Origin of the sequence: Nocardioides sp. LMS-CY, assembly GCF_018732145.1 — a bacterium.
In the GTDB taxonomy this organism is placed as follows: domain Bacteria; phylum Actinomycetota; class Actinomycetes; order Propionibacteriales; family Nocardioidaceae; genus Nocardioides; species Nocardioides soli.
Genome location: NZ_CP076104.1, coordinates 1,398,161 through 1,416,340 on the forward strand (window position 1 = coordinate 1,398,161; position 18,180 = coordinate 1,416,340).

Sequence of the window (18,180 nt, forward strand, 5' to 3'; positions counted from 1 at the left end):
CTACCGGCGTCGCCCGGGCTTGCGGGCGGCCGGCGCCTTGTAGGTGACCTGGAGCCCGTTGGCGACCCAGCGCTGGAATCCGTCGGACGGCTTGTTGAGCACCTGGTTCGCCCCGGTCGCGTCGCGGGCGATCATCGTCGACGAGCCGCCGCCGTCGAGGTTGAGTGCCTCGTCGGCCCCGAGGTCGATCATCAGGTTGGCGAGCTCGACCATCGTGTAGCCGCGACTCGCCGAGGAGCGGCCGTCGATGACCAGCAGCAGGATCTGGCCGGAGTCGCGGTCGATGCCCACGGCGGTGCGGGGGTGCATCACGCGGTTGTCGACGACCTTGATGACGCCGTCGTCGATGAGCGGTCGGTCGCCGCTGATCGCCATCTTGGGGCGGCCCTTGAGCCGGGCCTTGACGACGACCTTGCTGCCCTTCTTCAGCTTCTTCAGCTGCCGGGCGCCGTCCCCTCGGCCGATCAGGATCGTGCCGGGGATCCTGCGGTCGTTCTTGAGCACCTTGCGGACCTTGACGACGCGGTTCTTGCGCACCCACACGACCCGGATGCGCTTCCGCTGCCCCTGGGTCATCGTGTAGCCATCGGTCTTGCCCCACGCCTTGGTGTAGACGCCGACGCTGTTCGGCGCGACGTACGGCTGGTTGAGGCCCGTCACCTCGATCCGCGGCCGGTTGCGCACGCGGGCGATCATCGGCAGCTCGCCGATCTGGGGCGCGCCCGCCTTGTCGAAGTAGAACGCGGAGTTCCATCCCTCGACCCGCCCGTGGAGCAGCTTCTTGGCCTTGGCCTTCCCGACCCCGAGGGGCGCGCCGGTGCGGCCGATGTCGAAGAAGTCGCCGTTGACGCCGGCCACGGCCCGGGTGTCCTTCGCGAGCATGGTCCCGACCGGGGAGGTCTCGGCGACGTGCTTCGGCGCGAGGTAGTCGATGCCGACGCCGGCGGCCTTCGGGTCGACGGCCAGCAGGTGCGCGACGATCGGGCCGCGCGCGTCGACCTGCGTCCAGGTCGAGTACGTCACGCCCGGCACGACCGTGTACGACGTGGCCTCGGTCTTGCGCGCCGGCGCGCGACGCTGCGCCGGCGAGAGGTCGGGCGCGATCCAGCCGGGCTCGTTGCCGGAGGTGTGCCGCGGGTGCAGCGACCGGCCCTGCGAGTGGTCCCGCTGCACGGCGTAGTGCCGTTCGGCCGTGGTCGGCCGGTCCGGACCGGGGTCCCCGAGGGCAGGGGAGGCCGCGATGAGGGCACAGGCAGTGAGCCCGACGGTCAAGGTAACCCGAGTGCGCACCTGCCCAAGGGTAGGTTGCGCATGGGCGTGGATCGGTCACCTGGTGCTCGTGTGTCTCTAGGCTCGGACCGTGGGCGAGCCGTGGAACGTCTTCATCGAGGGCGACAACCTCGACGTGCTGCCGCGGCTGCCGGCGCTGTTGGGCCGGCCCGTCGACCTGGTCTACATCGACCCGCCCTACAACACCGGCAACGACTTCGCCTATCACGACGACTTCCGCGCCGACGGCTCGCGCCGCAGCCGGCACCGGGCCTGGGTGACGATGATGCGCCCCCGGCTGGTCGCCGCCCGCGAGGTGCTCGCCGAGACCGGCGCGATCTACGTCAGCATCGACGACAACGAGGTGGCGCACCTGCGGCTGCTCATGGACGAGGTGTTCGGCGAGGAGAGCCTGCTCGCCCAGATCGTGGTCAACCTCAACCCCAAGGGGCGTCAGCTCGGCCGGGGCTTCGCCACGAACCACGAGTACCTGCTCGTCTACGCCCGCGACGCGCGCCGTACCGTGCTCGACGCCAGCAGCCCGGACACCGTCGACGAGCGCGACTTCCCGCTGACCGCTCCGGACGGCCGCCGCTACCGGCACCTGCCGCTGCGCAACACCAACAAGAAGTTCAACCCGGTCACGGCCCGCACCCTGCACTTCGCGGTCTGGGGCGATCCGCGCAGCGGACGGGTGAGCACGACGGCGTTCGACGGTGCCGTCGAGATCAGGCCGGTCTTCGGCGACGGCACGCCGGCGGTGTGGCGGTGGAGCCCGCCGCTGATCGAGGCCCGACCCGACGACGTGGTCTGTCGCGTCGTGAAGGGCCGCGCGGGGGAGCGGGTGGACGTCTACCAGCGCGACTGGCTGCACCGGGACACGCCCGGAGGGCGGCGCAAGAAGCTGCGCACGATCTGGCTGGCCGAGGAGGTCGGCTCCACCGACACCGCGGTCGCCGAGCTCAAGGAGCTGGTCGGCCACGTCTTCGAGTCGCCCAAGCCGACCGGGCTGCTGCGCCGGATCCTCGGCACGATGCCCGCCGACGCCCTGGTCGTGGACTTCTTCGCGGGCAGCGGCACGACCGGCCATGCGGTCGCGCTCGAGAACGCCGCGGACGGCGGCACCCGGCGCTGCGTCAGCATCAACTCCGCCGAACCGACCCGCCCCGGCTCCAACGCGCACGCGGCCGGACTAGGCACGGTCGCCGACGTCACCCGGGCCCGGCTCCAGGCCGTCGCCGACACGGTCGGCGGCGGCTACGAGGAGCTGGACTAGTCACGTCGCGCCGGCCGCCCGCTCCAGGGCGGTCAGCTCGGTGTCGAGATGGCCGAGCATGCGCTGCAGGTGCGGCACCGTGCGACGGCAGCCGATCAGCCCGAAGGCCAGCCTGCCGTCGTAGGAGGTGCAGGTGATGTTCAGCGCCATGCCGTTGATCGGGATGGAGAGCGGGTAGGTGCCGACCAGCCGCGCGCCGTTCCAGTAGTGCGTGGTACGCGGGCCGGGCACGTTGCTGATGATCAGGTTGTACGGCGGGCGCATCATGCCCTCCAGCCGCAGCAGCGGCGCGATGATCGCGGGCGCCTGGCCGAGCGCGCTCATCGCGAGGATCTGGGCCGGGGTCATGGTCGACAGCGCCTGCTTGCCGTCGGTCATCGAGGCGTGAATCGTGCGCAGCCGGTCGGCGGGATCGGGGAGGTCGGTGCCGAGCCGGCACATCACCGAGCCGACCGCGTTCCCGCCGTCGGTCGACGCGGCGTTCGCCTGCCGGGCGTTCAGGCCGACCGGCACCATCGCCACCAGGGGCGCGTCCGGCAGCGCGTCGAGCTCGAGCAGGTAGGCGCGCACCGCACCCGCGCACATCGCGAGGACGACGTCGTTGATCGTGGTGCCGGTGGCCGTGCCGATGCCCCGTAGTCGCGCGACCGGCCAGTCCTGGGCGGCGAACCGCCGCGACCCGGTGATCTTCTGGTTGAAGATCGTGCGCGGTGCGTGGAGCGAGATCGCCGAGGTCTCGTTGCGCACGCCCCTGGTCACCGTGCGCGCCAGCGCGGCGGGCAGCCCGGCGGCCTCGCCGGCGATCGCGAGGGCCGAGCGCAGGGTGCGCAGGGGGAGGTCGGTGAGATCCGTGGCCTGCGGGGGCGCCGCGCTGCCCGACGTACTGCTCGAGGTACGGCGGGTGCGGGCGTCCCACGGCGCCGGCATCGCGGTGCGCTCGCCGTCGGTCGACAGCACGCTCTGCAGCAGCCGCATCGCGGAGATCCCGTCGACCAGCGCGTGGTGGGTCTTCGTGTAGAGCGCGATCCGGCCGTCGCGCAGCCCCTCGATGACCGTCGCCTCCCAGAGCGGCCGCTCCCAGGCCATCCGGGTGCTGTGCAGCCGCCCCGCCAGCTCGAGGAGCTCGCGGACCCGGCCCGGCTGGGGCAACGCGCCGTGCTGGACGTGGTGCTCGATGTCGAACTGGTCATCCTCGACCCAGACCAGCTGTCCCGCGGTCGTCAGCGACCGGTGCGGCCGTTTGAGGAAGAGCGGCGCGACCTCGTCGACGTCGCGCATCGACTCGTACATCTGCCGGCCGTAGTCGCGCCCGGCGCCCTCGGGCCGCTCGAACAGATGCAGGCCGCCCACGTGCATCGGCATCGTGCGGCTCTCCGCCAGGAGGAACGCCGTCCCCGTCGGGTCGATGAGTGAGGCCACGCGATGCCGCCCTCCCTCCGCCGCCGTTCGGTGGTGTGCCGACTATGGCGCGTCGAGGCGGTCGTCACAACCGCGTCGGCCGCGGCAGGCCCACGGGTGTCGAGGTGCGAGGGCCGCCAGGCCCGAGCCTCGCACCACCATGGCCGCACGGTGGTTGAGGAAGGCGCGCTGGCGCCTGTCTCGAAACCATCCGCCCGCACGGTGGTTGAGGAAGGCGCGCTGGCGCCTGTCTCGAAACCATCCGCCCGCACGGTGGTTGAGGAGGCGCGCTGGCGCCTGTCTCGAAACCATCCGCCCGCACGGTGGTTGAGGAGGCGCGCTGGCGCCTGTCTCGAAACCATCCGCCCGCACGGTGGTTGAGGAAGGCGCGCTGGCGCCTGTCTCGAAACCATCCGCCCGCACGGTGGTTGAGGAAGGCGCGCTGGCGCCTGTCTCGAAACCACCCGCCCGCACGGTGGTTGAGGGGTGAGGGCCGTCAGGCCCGAGACGCCCGTTGCCCCTGGCAGTCACGAGGTGGTCAGGCGAAGCGGTGGCGACACGCCGTGTTGGGTCGGCGTGTCGTGAGCGGTTCGCCTGACGGGCTCTGGCGATGGGAGCGGAGATGCTGGTGTGGCCTCTGATTCGCCCCGGAGCGGCCCGATCAGACCGGTGGGGGGCCGCTGCCCCACGACCACATGTCGTCCACAGGCGTCCTTCCGACGCCGTTCTCCCCAGGGGACGACGGTGTGTCCGTCGGACGTCCGCGATCGCCCCTAGCGTCGTCGGCGCACCGGATCCCGCCGGTGCCCGACCCGCCGGGAGTCGCCATGAGCAACCTGACCGTCCTCGTCGCCGCAGTCGTCGTCGCCGCGATCGGCTGCGGGCTCGGAGTCGCCGGGGCGGCGAAGGGCGCATCGCCCCCGGAAGGCCCGGGCATCGAGCGGGTGCACGCGTGGTGAGCGACCCCCGGCTGCCCGGGCATCCGGAGCCTCGGAGACGGCCGAGGGGCATGGCAGGATCGGCGCTGTGGAGGAGGCCGGACCGCTCGACCGGATGTGGGATCGCGGTCGCACGTCCGTCCGGACCCGCCTGCTGCGCTGGCACTCGAAGTGGTGGCAGATCGGTCAGTGCGCGATCGCGGCCGGGGTCGCGTGGTTCGTGGCGGCTGATCTGCTCGGCCACCCGACGCCGTTCTTCGCCCCGGTCGCCGCCGTGGTCGCGCTCGGCACCTCCTACGGCCAGCGGATGCGGCGGGTCGCCGAGGTCACCGTCGGCGTCGCCGTCGGGGTCTTCCTCGCCGACCTGCTGGTGGTCTGGGTCGGCACCGGGGCCTGGCAGATCGCCCTGATCGTGGCGCTCTCGATGACCGCGGCCTTCCTGCTCGACGGCGGGCCGCTCCTGGTCACCCAGGCCGCCGTCCAGTCGATCGTCGTCGCCTCGCTGGTGCCCGACCCCGGCGCCGCCTTCACCCGGTGGACCGACGCGGTCGTCGGCGGTCTGGTCGCCCTGGTGGCGGCGACCGTCGTGCCGGCCGCGCCGCTGCGCCGGCCACGGGAGCAGGCGGCCGTGGTGATGCGCAAGATCGCCGCGCTGCTGCGCGCGGCGGCGGAGGTGATGACCGAGGGCGATCCGGAGGCGGCGCTCGACCTGCTCGCCGACGCGCGCTCGACCGACTATCTGATCCGCGAGCTCCAGGCCGCCGCCGACGAGGGGCTCGACGTCGTCACGTCGTCGCCGTTCCGGGTGCGTCACCGCGGTGACCTGCGCAAGATGTCCTCGCTGGTCGACCCGCTCGACCGGGCGCTGCGCAGCACCCGGGTGCTGGTCCGGCAGACGGCGGTGGCGGCCTACCACCGCCGTCCGATCCCGGCGTCCTACGCCCGGCTCACGGTCGATCTTGCCGCGGCCGCCGAGATGGCCGCGGCCGAGCTGGCCACCGACCACATGGCGGTCGCGGCGCGCACCCCGTTGCTGGCGGTGGGTGAGGCCACCGGCCGGCTGGAGCGCACCGGCGTGCTGGCCGCGGAGGCCGTGCTCGCCCAGCTCCGCTCGGTCGTCGTCGACCTGCTGATGGTCTCGGGGCTCGGCCAGATGGAGTCCACGGACGCGCTGCCCCCACCCCGGCGATGAACGGGCCGCCGGAGCAGCCGTGGGTGCTGCACGTGGACCTCGACCAGTTCCTGGCCGCGGTCGAGGTGCTGCGCCGGCCCGAGCTGGCCGGCCGGCCGGTGATCGTGGGCGGGCGAGGCGACCCGACCGAGCGCGGGGTCGTGTCGACGGCGTCGTACGAGGCGCGCGCCTTCGGGGTGGGCTCCGGGATGCCGTTGCGGATCGCGGCGCGCAAGTGCCCCGACGCGGTGTTCCTGCCGGTCGACAAGGACGTCTACAACGAGGCGTCCGAGCAGGTGATGGCGACGCTGCGCTCGCTGACCTGGGGCGGCGTGCCGGTCGTGGTGGAGGTGCTCGGCTGGGACGAGACGTTCCTGGCGCCGGGTCCGGGCCACGGCGAGCTCGGCGACCCGCGGGAGTGGGCCGAGCTGTGCCGCGCCGCGGTGCTCGACGCCACCGGCCTGCACTGCTCGGTGGGGATCGGCGACAACAAGCTGCGCGCGAAGATCGCGACCGACTTCGGCAAGCCCCGCGGGGTGTGGCAGCTGACCGCGGACAACTGGCAGCAGGTGATGGGCGACCGGCCGACGACGGCGCTGTGGGGTGTCGGCGCCAAGACGGCCAAGCGGCTGGCCGCACTCGGCATCGACACCGTGGACCAGCTGGCCGCCTCGGACGCCCGCGTGCTGGCGGCCGAGATCGGGCCCACCATGGGTCCGTGGTTCCACCGGCTCGGCCGGGGCGTCGACACCAGTCCGGTCGACGCGACCCCGTGGGTGCCCCGGGCGCACGGGCGCGAGGAGACCTTCCAGCAGGACCTCGACGACTGGGACGAGGTCGCGGAGGCGGTCCGCCGGATCACCCGCCGGGCGGTCGAGGACATCGACGCCGAAGGGCGTCCGGCGGCGCGGGTGGGGCTGAAGATCCGGCTCAAGCCGTTCCGCACGCTGAGCCGCAGCCTCACCCTGCCCGAGCCCACCAACGACCCGGACCTGCTCGCGGACGCGGCCGTCTCGCTGCTCGACCGGGTGGAGCACGACCGGCCGGTGCGGCTGCTCGGCGTACGCCTCGAGATGGTGCCGCCCGATGGCGGCTACTTAGATGACTAATTCCAAGGTCTCGCACGCTACGCGACGCTCAGCATCCACGCTGGCTGCGTTGCCAGCGCTCGAGAGACATCCAGTCTGTCGTCGCGCCGGCGCCTGGCCAGCGCGGCGCTGAGCGCCGCTCGCTTGCACGATCCCTTGGAATTACTCATCTAGCCAAAGTGCCCCTGTCGGGGCGCCCGTTCCGGGCTGAGAATGGTGCTGCGGCCGCCCGGTGACGCCGTTGTTCCTATGGTCCTGCGAGGCCGTCGTCTAGCCGGGCGCGGGAACCGCGTGGTGGGCCCTTCAGTGCTGCCGATCCGGGTCACCAGGAGGTGAGTCGGTGTGAGCGCGAGGACTAGCCATCCTGCCCCCTTGCGGGGGCGCCCGTTCCGGGCTGAAAATCGGTGGGTGGCCGCCCGGTCGACGACGCTCACCCTATGGTCCGTTACGAGGCCGTGGACTAGCCTGCGCGCGGGGACCGGCCATGTGCCCTTCGATGTCGCCACGACCCTTCAGGGTCAGAGCACGAGGATTAGATTCGATCCACCTCATCAGTCCCCCCGGGCGGTCACCTGTCACACCCCTGCTCCAACAGCGCGGAGGTCACCCGTCCACAACTGAAGCCGACACGCAGCACCGAGCCATCGGAACGGCGCAAGGTTGTCGTGTGTCCGGCTCCGGCTGATTTTCGGATTAGATTCGCTTCTTTGCCCTGGTGGTTCCCCCGGGCGGTCGTTGCCATCAGAACCGACCGATCCCAAGGAGGAGTGGGGTGTTCGCAGACTCTGAAGACGATGAGCAGATCATCGAACGCGTCGCAGCGTTGGACATCGGCAAGGCCGAGGTCGTGTGCTGTGTCCGGCTGCCCGCGGCGGCGGGCAAGAAGCGCCGGGTCCAGGAGGTGACCACGCACTCGACCATGGTGGGGTCGTTGAGCGACCTGGCCAACCATCTGGTCGATCTACGCATCGAGCGGGTCGTGATGGAGGCCACCAGCGACTACTGGCGGCCACCGTTCTACCTGTTTGAGGCTCACGGACTTCAGCCGTGGCTGGTCAATGCCAAGGACGTCCGGCACCTGCCCGGACGGCCGAAGACCGACGTGCTGGACGCGGTGTGGCTGTGCAAGGTCGCCGAACGTCAGATGCTCCGACCCAGCTTCGTGCCCCCACACGAGATCCGCCGGCTGCGGGACCTCACCCGCTACCGAGCCGACCTGGTCGGGGTCCGCACCGCGGAGAAGAACCGGGTCGAGAATCTGCTGGAGGACGCCTGCATCAAGCTCTCGGTGGTCGCCTCGGACATCTTCGGGGTCTCCGGACGCGACATGCTGGCCGCGATGATCGCTGGGGAACGCGATCCCAAGCGACTCGCGGACCTGGCCCGCTCACGGATGCGTCCCAAGATCAGCCTGCTGGAGGAGGCCTTCGCCGGACTCAAGGTCGGCACTTTCGGTGAGCACCATCGGTTCCTCCTGTCACGGATGCTGGCGCGCATCGATCAGACCAACAACGACATCGCCGCCCTCGAGGACGAGCTCGAGGAGCATCTCGCCCCTTTCGCTGACGCGGTCGCCCGGCTCGATGAGATCCCCGGGATCGGCCCGCGAGCGGCCGCGGTCATCATCGCCGAGATCGGCCTCGACATGACCCGATTCCCCACCCCCGGCCACCTCGCGTCGTGGGCGAAGTTCTCACCCGGGATCAAGTCATCGGCCGGGAAGAACAAGGGCAACGGCTCCACCGGACACGGCAACCGCTACCTGGCCCGGGTCCTCGGCGAAGCCGCCGTCGGCGCCGGCCGCACCGAGACCTTCCTCGGCGCCCGCTACCGCCGGCTCGCGCGCCGACGCGGCAAGAAGAAGGCCATGGTCGCGGTCGGACGATCGATCCTGACCATCATCTGGCACCTCCTCGCCGACCCCAACGCCCGCTACCAAGACCTCGGCCCCGACCACTACGACCAGCGCGTCTCAACCACCGCCAAGAAGCGAAGCCACATCCGAGGCCTCGAAGCCCTCGGCTACCACGTCACCCTCGAACCCGCCGCCTAACCACCGCAACAACCCTTCCCGGCTCCGCCGGGAGCTGCCGCCTGCCTGGTCACCGCCATTCTCGGACTAGCCATCCTGCCCCCTTGCGGGGGCGCCCGTTCCGGGCTGAAAATCGGTGGGTGGCCGCCCGGTCGACGACGCTCACCCTATGGTCCGTTACGAGGCCGTGGACTAGCCTGCGCGCGGGGACCGGCCATGTGCCCTTCGATGTCGCCACGACCCTTCAGGGTCAGAGCACGAGGATTAGATTCGATCCACCTCATCAGTCCCCCCGGGCGGTCACCTGTCACACCCCTGCTCCAACAGCGCGGAGGTCACCCGTCCACAACTGAAGCCGACACGCAGCACCGAGCCATCGGAACGGCGCAAGGTTGTCGTGTGTCCGGCTCCGGCTGATTTTCGGATTAGGTCGTGCAACGGCCTAGAGGCCGCCGCGCAGCTCGCGCACCACGGAGTCGACGACCGCGACCAGGTCGCCGTCGGTCTCGGCGGCCACCGCCCGCTGGCGCTGGTACGACGCGCCCCGGCGCGGGATGTCGGCGACCGCGGCGAGCTCGTCGGCGCAGCCGAGCCGGTCGGCGACCGGGGCCAGCCGGTCGAGCAGGTCGGCGAGATCCTCGGTGACCAGCCGCTCGTTCGAGGCGGCGTCGGTGATGACGATCGCGTCCAGGCCGTAGCGGGCGGCCCGCCACTTGTTCTCCTGGACGTGCCACGGCGGCAGCGTCGGCAGCTGCTCGCCGGCGGCCATCCGGGTGTCGAGGTCGACCACCAGGCAGTGCACGAGCGCGGCCAGGGCGGCCAGCTCGGCGAGGGTGGAGACGCCGTCGCAGATCCGGTTCTCCAGGGTGCCCAGCCGCGGCGCGGGCCGCACGTCCCAGCGGATCTCCGACAGCTCGTCGATCACACCGGTGGTGAGCTGGTCCTGGACGAACGCCTCGAACTCCGACCACTGCGTGAACTGGAACGGCAGACCGGCCGTCGGCAGCTGCTGGAACATCAGCGCCCGGTTGGACGCGTAGCCGGTGTCGAGCCCGGCCCAGATCGGCGACGACGCCGAGAGCGCCTGGAGATGCGGGTAGTAGGTGAGCAGCGCCGAGAGCACGCCCATCACCCGCTCCTGCGCCGGCAGCCCGACGTGCACGTGCACGCCCCAGATCAGCATCTGTCGGCCCCACCACTGGGTGCGGTTGATCAACTCCTGGTAGCGGTGGCCCTCGGTGAGCTGCTGGCCGGTCCACGACGCGAACGGATGGGTGCCCGCGCCGTACAGGTCGAGGCCGAGGGCGTCCCCGGCCGGGACGACGACCTCGAGCGTGCCGCGCAGGTCGGCCATCGCCTCGCCGACCGTGCGGCAGACGCCGCTGACGACCTCGACGGTGTTGCGCAGCAGCTCCTGGTGCAGCCTGCTCGGGTCCGCGAGCCGCGGCCGGGCCCGGGCGAAGAGGTGGGTGGCGTCGTTGCGCAGGTCGCGGCTGCGCCGGTCGACGAGCGCGAGCTCCCACTCGACGCCCAGCGTCGGCTCCGGCGATTCGTGGAAGGCGATGCGCACGCGACCAGCGTTCCACACCTCACCGGGCCAGCAGCTCCCTCAGTCGGGCGAGCCAGGAGGTCGCACTGCCGTCGTACGGCGCCGCGCCCCGGGCGACCAGGGCCTGCACGCGGTCGCAGGATGCCATCGCGGCGCGGGTGACCTCCTCCGGGTAGCCGTACCGGATCCGGTGATCGGCGAACTCGTCCTCGTCGTCGACCCAGGAGCGGCCGGTGTGCCCCAGCAGTACGTCGAGGTCGAGGTCGACCGCGCGCACCGTCGCGCCGGTCCAGACGGGCGGGGTGGTGATGTCGACGTACACCCGCACCGGACCGTCCACGTCGTGGAAGGTGCCGAGCCAGCCGCGCTCCGCCTCGGGGCCGGGCGGCGGGACCAGGCCGACCTGGTGGGTCGGGGCGACGTACGTCGCCCCGGGGCGGGCCATCCGGGTGCCGACCGGGATGCCGAGCCAGTCCCCGTGCCGGTCGCTGCCGAGGAAGAGCGCGTCGAACTCCCAATGCGGTCGGCCGCCCCACTTGGACATCACGACGCGGACTTCGTCTCCCAGAGCGTGTGGCACATGGTCAACCTAGACGCCCGGCTGCAAGCATGGCGGCCATGTTGGAGGCTCGTGAGCTCAACCTGACTCTCGACTTCTGCCTCCGCGTCGGCGAGCTGCTGCTCTCCTCGGGCGCCGGTGCGGCGGACGTCACCGCGACGATGCAGGCGCTGTCGTGGCAGCTCGGGGTGCGCAACCCCGAGGTCGACGTGACGTTCACGTCGCTGTCGATGAGCTACCAGCCCGACCCCGAGCTGCCGGCGTTCGTGCTGATCCGGCAGGTGAAGCAGCGGGAGATCGACTACGAGGACCTCACGCTGGTCGACCACCTGGTCCGCGACGTGCTCCGCGGCGACGTCGACCTCAAGGACGCGCGCGGCCGGCTGGCCCGGATCGTCTCCTCGGGCCACGTTCTGCCGCGCTGGGCCGCCACGTTGGGCTGGGGGGCCATGTGCGCGGGCGTCGGTCTACAGCTGGGCGGCGGCTGGGAGGTCGTCACGATCGCCTTCGTGGCCGCGGTGTGCATCGACCGGCTCCAGCTGGTGATGGCGCGGCGGCGGCTGCCGTTCTTCTACCTGCAGGTCGCCGGCGGCGGGGTCGCGACGCTGATCGCGGTCCTGGTCGCGGCCACCCCGATGGACCTCGACCCGTCGGTCGTGGTGACCGCGAACATCATCATGCTGCTGGCCGGCATCGGCTTCATGGGTGCGCTCCAGGACGCGCTGTCCGGCTTCTACGTGACGGCCGGCGCCCGGCTCACCGAGGCCATGCTCGCGACCGCCGGCATCATCGCCGGGGTCGGCGGCGGCCTCGAGCTCGGCGACATGCTCGGCGTGGACGTCGGTCGCCTGGAGCCGGGCGCGGTGGTCGACCTCAAGCAGGCCTCCGCCACGGCCATCGGCGCCGCGATCTGTGCGGCGTCGTTCGCCTTCGCCTCCTACGCACCGCGCCGGGTGCTCGTGACGATCGGCCTGGTCGCGGCCATCGCGATGCTGATCTCCCAGTCGGTCGACGTCAGCGGCGTCGGCAGGGCCTGGCCGACCGCGTTCGCTGCGTTCTTCGTCGGCCTGGTCAGCTACGGCGTGGCGGCCCGGCTCCGGGTCCCGCCGCTGGTCGTCGTCGTGCCGGCGGTGGTGCCGATGCTGCCGGGCCTCTCGATCTATCGCGGCCTGAGCCTGCTCTCCGAGGGGGGTGCCAGCACCTCCGAGGGTCTCCTCGCGCTGTTCACTGCCGGGGCGGTCGCGCTGGCGCTCGCCTCCGGGGTGATCCTGGGGGAGTACGTCGCGCAGCCGCTCAAGCGCGAGGCACGCAAGCTCGAGAGCCGACTCGCGGGGCCACGCCTGGTCGGACCGCTGCGCGTCAAGCCCCGCAGGCGGGGCCGGCTCAGGCGGACGTCGTCTTCGGAGGAATGACCTTGCGCGCGCCGCGGGCGACGATGTCCTGGTAGCGCGATCCGGCCAGCTTCGCGAGCTGGTGCACCGCGTGGGCGTCGATGCCGACGAGCACGCGCGCCTTGCCCTTCTCGACCCCGCTCAGGATGACCTCGGCGGCCCGCTCGGGCGTCATCCGCGCGAGCTTCTCGTCGAACCGCTTCGCGCTCTCGGCGCCGTCCTCGGTCGCGGCGTAGCGCGCGTTGCGGGCGATGGCGGTCTTGATGCCGCCCGGGTGCACGACGGTCACCCCGACGGGATGGCCGGCGACCAGCATCTCCTCGCGGACCGCCTCCGAGAGCCCGCGCACGGCGTACTTCGCCGCGTTGTACATGCTCTGGCCCGGCATCGAGACCAGCCCGAAGAGCGAGGAGATGTTGACGAGGTGGCCGTCGCCGGAGGCGATCAGGTGCGGCAGGAGCTCCTTGGTGCCGTGCGCGACACCCCAGAAGTTGATGCCCATGATCCAGTCCATGTCGCCGTAGTCGAGGTCGATCAGGTCGCCCGCCAGCGCGACGCCGGCGTTGTTGATCGCCACGTTGACGCCGCCGAAGTGCCCGACGACGCTCTCGGCGTACGCCGCGAACGCGGCCCGGTCGGCCACGTCGAGGTGGTCGGCGCGCACCTCGCGGGCGCCGGCCGACTCGGCCAGCGCGACGGTGGTGGCGAGTCCGCCGTCGTCGACGTCGCTCAGCGCGAGCCGCGCGCCCCGCGCCGCCAGGTTGGTGGCCAGCGCCCGGCCGATGCCCGAGCCCGCGCCGGTGATCACCACGACCTTGCCATCAAAGCTCCGCACGGGTCGCGAGGTTACTGGCGCTATTGAACGAGCGTCAATAGAGTGGCGACGTGACCACCGCGCCCCGCACCCGGCTCTCGCCCGCCGAGCGTCGCGAGCAGCTGCTCGACCTCGGCGTCCGCCTGCTCGCGCACCGCTCCCTCGACGAGCTCTCGATCGACCTGCTCGCCGAGGAGGCGGGGATCTCCCGGGGTCTTCTCTACCACTACTTCGGCAGCAAGCAGGCCTTCCACGAGGCCGTCGTGCGGCACGCCGCCGACGAGCTGATCGCGCAGACCACCCCGCCGACCGACGGCGAGCCGCTGGAGCGGCTGCGCACCTCGGTGACGGCGTACGTCGACTACGTGGTCGCCAACCACGAGGGCTACGTCTCGCTGGTCAAGGCCGCCGCCGGCGGCAACGAGAGCCTCCGCGCGATCTACGAGGACGCCCGATCGGCGCTCAACGGCCGGCTCTTCCACGGGGACGACGCGGGTGAGATCGTCCCGGACACGCCGGCCGCCCGCCTGCTCGTGCAGGGTTGGTCGGCGATGACCGAGGAGCTCGTGCTCTCCTGGATCGACGACCCCCGCGGAGTCACCCGCGAGGAGCTGCTGGGCCTCGTCGTCGCCTCGCTGCCCGCGGTCGTGGGCGTGCTGGGCACGGGCCGGTGACGGCTCAGTCGACCGGCTCGATCTCGCCCGGCCGCCAGGTCTTGTCGAACCACGACTCCAGCGGTCCGTAGAGCCGCAGGATCGTGAACCACGCAGCGCCGGGGAGGGTCTGCACCCAGTTGGACTCCCGGCCCTCCGGCGCGGTCGGGCCGAACCAGAGATCCACGCTCCCGTCGGCGTTCGCCTGCACCTCGCCGAGGCTCGAGACGGCGGGGTGGGGATCGTCGGTCTCGAGCAGCGACCGGGTCTGGGTGTCGTAGAGGTCGACGGCCCAGAAGTTCTTGGCCGGCACGTTCGGCGGCAGCGTGAGCCGGTAGGAGCGGGCGCCGTCGAGCCAGGCGCCGGTGGAGTCCATCGCCGTGTAGGCGTAGGCCGACCCGGCACCGACCTGGGCGTGCGCCATCGCCGGGGTGATCACGGTCGCGACGTAGTGGAACTGCGCCCGGGCGTCCAGCAGCCGCGCGTGGTCGCGGAGGAACTCGTAGCTGCCGCCGACGAACGCGGCCAGCCAGGTGCTGCCCGGGTACAGGTAGGCCTCCGGGTCGCGCGGCCGGTAGGTCAGGGCGCGGGCCATCGCGGCGGCCAGTGGCGCCGCCTGGGTGAGGATCCGGCGCATCCGCTCGTCGGGCTCGAAGGGCTGCCCGTGCACGATCCCGATCGCCGCGCACTGGCCGGCACGCTCCGGGTCGAGTGAGTCCGCGGGCTCCTCCTGGATCAGCGTGTTGATCTCCTCGTAGAACGAGAAGTCGTTGGCGTGCACGGTGTTCTGGGTCTTGTCGGCGATGTTGAGGTAGGTCGTCGCCGGCGGGTCGTCGGCCTGCGCCAGCGGGTAGACCTTCGTCTTCACCAGGTCCGGTACGCCGCCGAGGGTGCGCACGACCAGCCAGTTCGTGTACGTCGGGCAGCGGTAGACGTAGTAGCCGTCCGGCTCCAGGCCGTCGTACCCCGGCGGGAGGAAGCAGTACCTGCCGCCCGCGCCCCGGTCGGGCCCGGCGATGCCGAGGTCGGCGACGTAGCGGAACCAGAAGTCGTCGACCACGCACAGCGACTGCGGCGGCGCCTCGATGACCATCGGTCCGACCCGCAGGTCGAAGAAGAGGGTCCCGTAGGTCGTCTCGGTGTTGGGGGTCAGGAAGTACGAGCCCGAGTTCGCGCGCGGGTCGGTGTAGCCCAGCACGTTGCCATCGAGGCCGATGCTGCGGAAGCCGTTGCGCATCGCGACGAGCGAGGCACCGGGGATCGTGTTGAGGTAGACCTCGATCGCCCGGGTCAGGTCCAGCAGGTCGTAGGTCGTCTCGACCGACTCGGGCATGGGCACCCCGCCGAAGAACTCCAGGTCGCCGAGCGGCGACGGCACCACCGGCGGCGCCGAGATCTGTGTCCGCGCTCGCTCCAGGATCTCGTTGCGCTCGGCCATGGCTTCCTCCGGTGTCGTTGGCGGATGCCCATCGTCGGAGCCGGCCGGCGGCCGGTGCTCACGCGAAACGGGTGAGACCCGCCACGGTCACCGTCGTGTCGCCGGGCGCCGAGCTGAGCGTGACCCGGCCGCCGTGGGCGGTGACGATCGCGTCGACCAGCGCGAGTCCGAGCCCGACGCCGACCTCGGCGCCGCGGGTGCGGGCCGCGTCGCCGCGGGCGAACCGCTCGAAGGCGTGATCGACGAGATCCGGCGGGAAGCCCGGGCCGTCGTCGTGCACCGCGAACCCGTCGCGGCGCACCGCCACGGTCACGGTGGTGCCCGGCGGGGTGTGCTTGCGGGCGTTGGCCAGCAGGTTGGCGATCACCTGGTGCAGCCGCAGCCCGTCGCCGGTGACCACCGCGGGAGCGTCGACGAGCTCGTCGGGGATGTCGACGCGCCAGTGGCGTCCCGGGTCGACCACCCGGGCGTCGGAGACCGCCTCCACGGCCAGCCTGGTCAGGTCGACCGGTTCGCGCTCGAGCGGGCGCCCGGCGTCGAGGCGGGCCAGCAGCAAGAGGTCCTCGACGAGCGAGGTCATCCGGCCGGACTCCTCCTCGACCTTGTCCAGCGCGGTGCGGACGACCGCCGGGTCGCCCGGCCGGCGTCGCGCGAGCTCGGTGTAGCCGGCGATCGTGGCCAGCGGGGTACGCAGCTCGTGCGAGGCGTCCGCGACGAACTGCCGCACCTGCTGCTCGCTGCGGTGCCGCGCCTCGAGCGAGGTCTCGACATGCGCGAGCAGGGTGTTGAGCGCCGCGCCCACCTGGCCGACCTCGGTGTGCTCGTCGGTGAGGTGGTCCGGCACCCGCTCGGTGAGGTCGACCGCACCGGTCGCGAGCGGTCGCTCCGCGACGGCGTGCGCGGTCGCGGCCACCTCGCGCAGCGGCCGCAGCTGGCGACGTACGACGACCAGCGCGACGACCCCGCCGGCCACGGTGGCGAGCAGGGCGAAGAGCAGCTCGAGGGACATCAGGCGGTTGAGGGTCGCGGACACGTCGTCCTCGGGCAGGCCGACGACGACGGTCCCGCCCCCCGCGTCGACCGCGATGACGCGGTAGTCGCCGAGGCCGCTGACGCTGACGCTGTGCGCGGTGCCGTCGGCCGGGACGTCGACGAGCTCCTCGATCGCCGCACCGCTCACCTCGGCCCGGGCCCCCGGCTGCACGATGTCGCCCCGCGGTGAGCCGCTGTCGGGAACGATGGCGCGCACCATGCCGACCTGGGCACCCGGCCCGCCGGCCGGGGGGAGCCGGAGCGCCTGCTCGACCTGGTGGTCGAGCTGGTCCCGGAGGTAGCTGCGCATGGCGAGGGTCGTGGCCGCACCGAGCAGCATCGAGACGGCCAGGACCAGCACGACCGTCGTGAGGACCAGTCGCGAGGTGAGGGATCGGAGGACGCTCACGCCGAGGCCGGCTTCAGCACGTAGCCGGCACCGCGCATGGTGTGGATCATCGGCTCCCGGCCGGCGTCGATCTTCTTGCGCAGGTAGGAGATGTAGAGCTCGACGACGTTGGCCTGCCCGCCGAAGTCGTAGTTCCAGACGCGGTCCAGGATCTGCGCCTTGCTGAGTACCCGGCGCGGGTTGCGCATCAGGTAGCGCAGCAGCTCGAACTCGGTGGCGGTCAGCGCGATGTCCCGGCCGTCGCGGCGCACCTCGTGGCTGTCCTCGTCGAGTTCGAGGTCACCGACGACCAGCACCGAGGACGTCGCGACCTGGTGTGCTCCCGACCTCCGCATCAGCGCGCGCAGCCGGGCCACCAGCTCCTCCAGCGAGAACGGCTTGGTCACGTAGTCGTCGCCACCCGCGGTCAGGCCGGCGATCCGGTCCTCGACGGCGTCGCGGGCCGTCAGGAACACCACCGGGAGGTCGGGCTGAGCGGCGCGCATCCGGCGCAGCACCTCGAGGCCGTCGAAGTCGGGCAGCATCACGTCCAGTACGACCGCGTCGGGGCGCAGCTCCTTGGCCGCCGCGACCGCCTGCGACCCGGTGTGCGCCGTACGCACCTCCCACCCCTCGTAGCGCAGCGCCATCGAGACCAGCTCGGCGATGTTGACCTCGTCGTCCACGACGAGCACGCGCAGCGGGGTTCCGTCCGGCCGGGTCAGGTCCATGGCGGACACCCTGTCGACCGTACCTGTGAGGTTCCTGTGTGCCCACTGTGCCGGGCTCACGAGATCCTCATCGGCCCGGCACAGCCCCCGCACAGGTCGGCGCCGCACGCTCGCCGTCATGACCGATGAGACCCTCCCGCCCGAGGCCGCGCACCCGCTCCCGCCACCACCGCCGCCGCTGACTCCGCCGGCACCTCCGGAGGCGCCGGCCGGACGCCGTCGCACCGTGGGCCTCCCGGTGCTCGCCGCCGTCGCGGCCGGCACGCTGCTGATCGGCGGACTGGCCGGCGGCATCATCGGGTACGCCGTGCACGCCGACGGCCCCGACCTCGGCGGCCGGCCGGGCTTCGGCCCGGGGCAGACCTTCCGGCAGGGGCCCGACGGCACGCAGCCGCAGCTTCCGGCGCCGAGCCAGGACCAGCAGCAGGACGACGGCTCGTCCGGCTAGTGGTG

The 18,180-nt window shown here is 72.0% G+C and carries 16 protein-coding genes; 8 read left to right on the forward strand and 8 right to left on the reverse strand.

Annotated features, from left to right (window positions below):
* Positions 1–1,290: a phosphodiester glycosidase family protein gene (locus KM427_RS06695; RefSeq protein ID WP_215526708.1), complete on the reverse strand. Its 1,290-nt coding sequence runs from the start codon at positions 1,288–1,290 to the stop codon at positions 1–3.
* A gap of 70 nt (positions 1,291–1,360) precedes the next feature.
* Here KM427_RS06695 and KM427_RS06700 point away from each other — a divergent pair, with 70 nt between their 5' ends.
* Entirely contained in the window at positions 1,361–2,545 is a 1,185-nt protein-coding gene (locus KM427_RS06700; protein WP_215526709.1) for a site-specific DNA-methyltransferase, read from the forward strand.
* Here KM427_RS06700 and KM427_RS06705 read toward each other — a convergent pair whose 3' ends face one another.
* The gene (locus tag KM427_RS06705) at positions 2,546–3,964 is read right to left on the reverse strand and encodes a WS/DGAT/MGAT family O-acyltransferase (protein WP_215526710.1); all 1,419 of its coding nucleotides are present in this window, start codon (positions 3,962–3,964) and stop codon (positions 2,546–2,548) included.
* A gap of 806 nt (positions 3,965–4,770) precedes the next feature.
* Between KM427_RS06705 and KM427_RS25695 the strand changes: the two genes are divergently transcribed.
* The 4 genes from KM427_RS25695 to KM427_RS06720 all read left to right on the forward strand — a co-directional run bounded on the left by KM427_RS25695 (position 4,771) and on the right by KM427_RS06720 (position 9,193).
* Positions 4,771–4,902: a hypothetical protein gene (locus KM427_RS25695; RefSeq protein WP_281374564.1), complete on the forward strand. Its 132-nt coding sequence runs from the start codon at positions 4,771–4,773 to the stop codon at positions 4,900–4,902.
* Between the two features lie 67 nt (positions 4,903–4,969).
* On the forward strand, positions 4,970–6,073 hold the full coding sequence (locus tag KM427_RS06710; protein WP_252275106.1) for an FUSC family protein: 1,104 nt from the start codon (positions 4,970–4,972) through the stop codon (positions 6,071–6,073).
* The gene (locus KM427_RS06715; protein WP_215526711.1) at positions 6,070–7,161 is read left to right on the forward strand and encodes a DNA polymerase IV; all 1,092 of its coding nucleotides are present in this window, start codon (positions 6,070–6,072) and stop codon (positions 7,159–7,161) included. Before KM427_RS06710 ends, KM427_RS06715 begins: the two co-directional genes overlap by 4 nt.
* A gap of 751 nt (positions 7,162–7,912) precedes the next feature.
* Positions 7,913–9,193 (forward strand): IS110 family RNA-guided transposase, encoded by a 1,281-nt coding sequence (locus tag KM427_RS06720; protein ID WP_215526712.1) that lies wholly within the window; start codon positions 7,913–7,915, stop codon positions 9,191–9,193.
* Between the two features lie 421 nt (positions 9,194–9,614).
* On the opposite strand, the gene KM427_RS06725 is transcribed toward KM427_RS06720, so the two are convergent.
* Both KM427_RS06725 and KM427_RS06730 read right to left on the reverse strand, forming a co-directional pair.
* Complete coding sequence (locus KM427_RS06725; RefSeq protein ID WP_183591311.1) at positions 9,615–10,742, reverse strand: glutamate--cysteine ligase; 1,128 nt, start codon at positions 10,740–10,742, stop codon at positions 9,615–9,617.
* A gap of 19 nt (positions 10,743–10,761) precedes the next feature.
* On the reverse strand, positions 10,762–11,301 hold the full coding sequence (locus KM427_RS06730) for a DUF402 domain-containing protein (RefSeq protein ID WP_183591310.1): 540 nt from the start codon (positions 11,299–11,301) through the stop codon (positions 10,762–10,764).
* A gap of 38 nt (positions 11,302–11,339) precedes the next feature.
* Between KM427_RS06730 and KM427_RS06735 the strand changes: the two genes are divergently transcribed.
* A complete protein-coding gene (locus tag KM427_RS06735) occupies positions 11,340–12,692 on the forward strand; it encodes a threonine/serine exporter family protein (protein ID WP_215526713.1) in 1,353 nt (450 codons plus the stop codon).
* Here KM427_RS06735 and KM427_RS06740 read toward each other — a convergent pair.
* Positions 12,664–13,506, reverse strand: coding sequence for an SDR family NAD(P)-dependent oxidoreductase (locus KM427_RS06740; RefSeq protein ID WP_215526714.1), 843 nt, complete (start codon positions 13,504–13,506; stop codon positions 12,664–12,666). The genes KM427_RS06735 and KM427_RS06740 overlap by 29 nt on opposite strands.
* Positions 13,507–13,556: 50 nt before the next feature.
* On the opposite strand from KM427_RS06740, the gene KM427_RS06745 reads away from it, so the two are divergent.
* A complete protein-coding gene (locus KM427_RS06745) occupies positions 13,557–14,159 on the forward strand; it encodes a TetR/AcrR family transcriptional regulator (RefSeq protein ID WP_215526715.1) in 603 nt (200 codons plus the stop codon).
* Positions 14,160–14,163: 4 nt separating this feature from the next.
* On the opposite strand, the gene KM427_RS06750 is transcribed toward KM427_RS06745, so the two are convergent.
* The 3 genes from KM427_RS06750 to KM427_RS06760 are packed head-to-tail and all read right to left on the reverse strand — an operon-like array spanning position 14,164 to position 17,727.
* Positions 14,164–15,576 (reverse strand): DUF1254 domain-containing protein, encoded by a 1,413-nt coding sequence (locus KM427_RS06750; protein WP_215526716.1) that lies wholly within the window; start codon positions 15,574–15,576, stop codon positions 14,164–14,166.
* Positions 15,577–15,634: 58 nt separating this feature from the next.
* Positions 15,635–17,017 (reverse strand): sensor histidine kinase, encoded by a 1,383-nt coding sequence (locus tag KM427_RS06755; RefSeq protein ID WP_252275109.1) that lies wholly within the window; start codon positions 17,015–17,017, stop codon positions 15,635–15,637.
* Entirely contained in the window at positions 17,014–17,727 is a 714-nt protein-coding gene (locus tag KM427_RS06760) for a response regulator transcription factor (protein ID WP_286674391.1), read from the reverse strand. The genes KM427_RS06755 and KM427_RS06760 overlap by 4 nt, the downstream gene beginning before the upstream one ends.
* 118 nt (positions 17,728–17,845) lie before the next feature.
* Between KM427_RS06760 and KM427_RS06765 the strand changes: the two genes are divergently transcribed.
* On the forward strand, positions 17,846–18,175 hold the full coding sequence (locus KM427_RS06765; protein ID WP_215526717.1) for a hypothetical protein: 330 nt from the start codon (positions 17,846–17,848) through the stop codon (positions 18,173–18,175).
* Positions 18,176–18,180: the final 5 nt, after the last annotated feature.

What these genes read in the sequence shown, in the direction of transcription:
- KM427_RS06765 (WP_215526717.1), top strand. Translation starts at nt 17,846, where the DNA reads ATGACCGATGAGACCCTCCCGCCCGAGGCCGCGCACCCGCTCCCGCCA.
- KM427_RS06760 (WP_286674391.1), bottom strand. Translation starts at nt 17,727, where the DNA reads ATGGACCTGACCCGGCCGGACGGAACCCCGCTGCGCGTGCTCGTCGTG.
- KM427_RS06735 (WP_215526713.1), top strand. Translation starts at nt 11,340, where the DNA reads ATGTTGGAGGCTCGTGAGCTCAACCTGACTCTCGACTTCTGCCTCCGC.
- KM427_RS06750 (WP_215526716.1), bottom strand. Translation starts at nt 15,576, where the DNA reads ATGGCCGAGCGCAACGAGATCCTGGAGCGAGCGCGGACACAGATCTCG.
- KM427_RS06715 (WP_215526711.1), top strand. Translation starts at nt 6,070, where the DNA reads ATGAACGGGCCGCCGGAGCAGCCGTGGGTGCTGCACGTGGACCTCGAC.
- KM427_RS25695 (WP_281374564.1), top strand. Translation starts at nt 4,771, where the DNA reads ATGAGCAACCTGACCGTCCTCGTCGCCGCAGTCGTCGTCGCCGCGATC.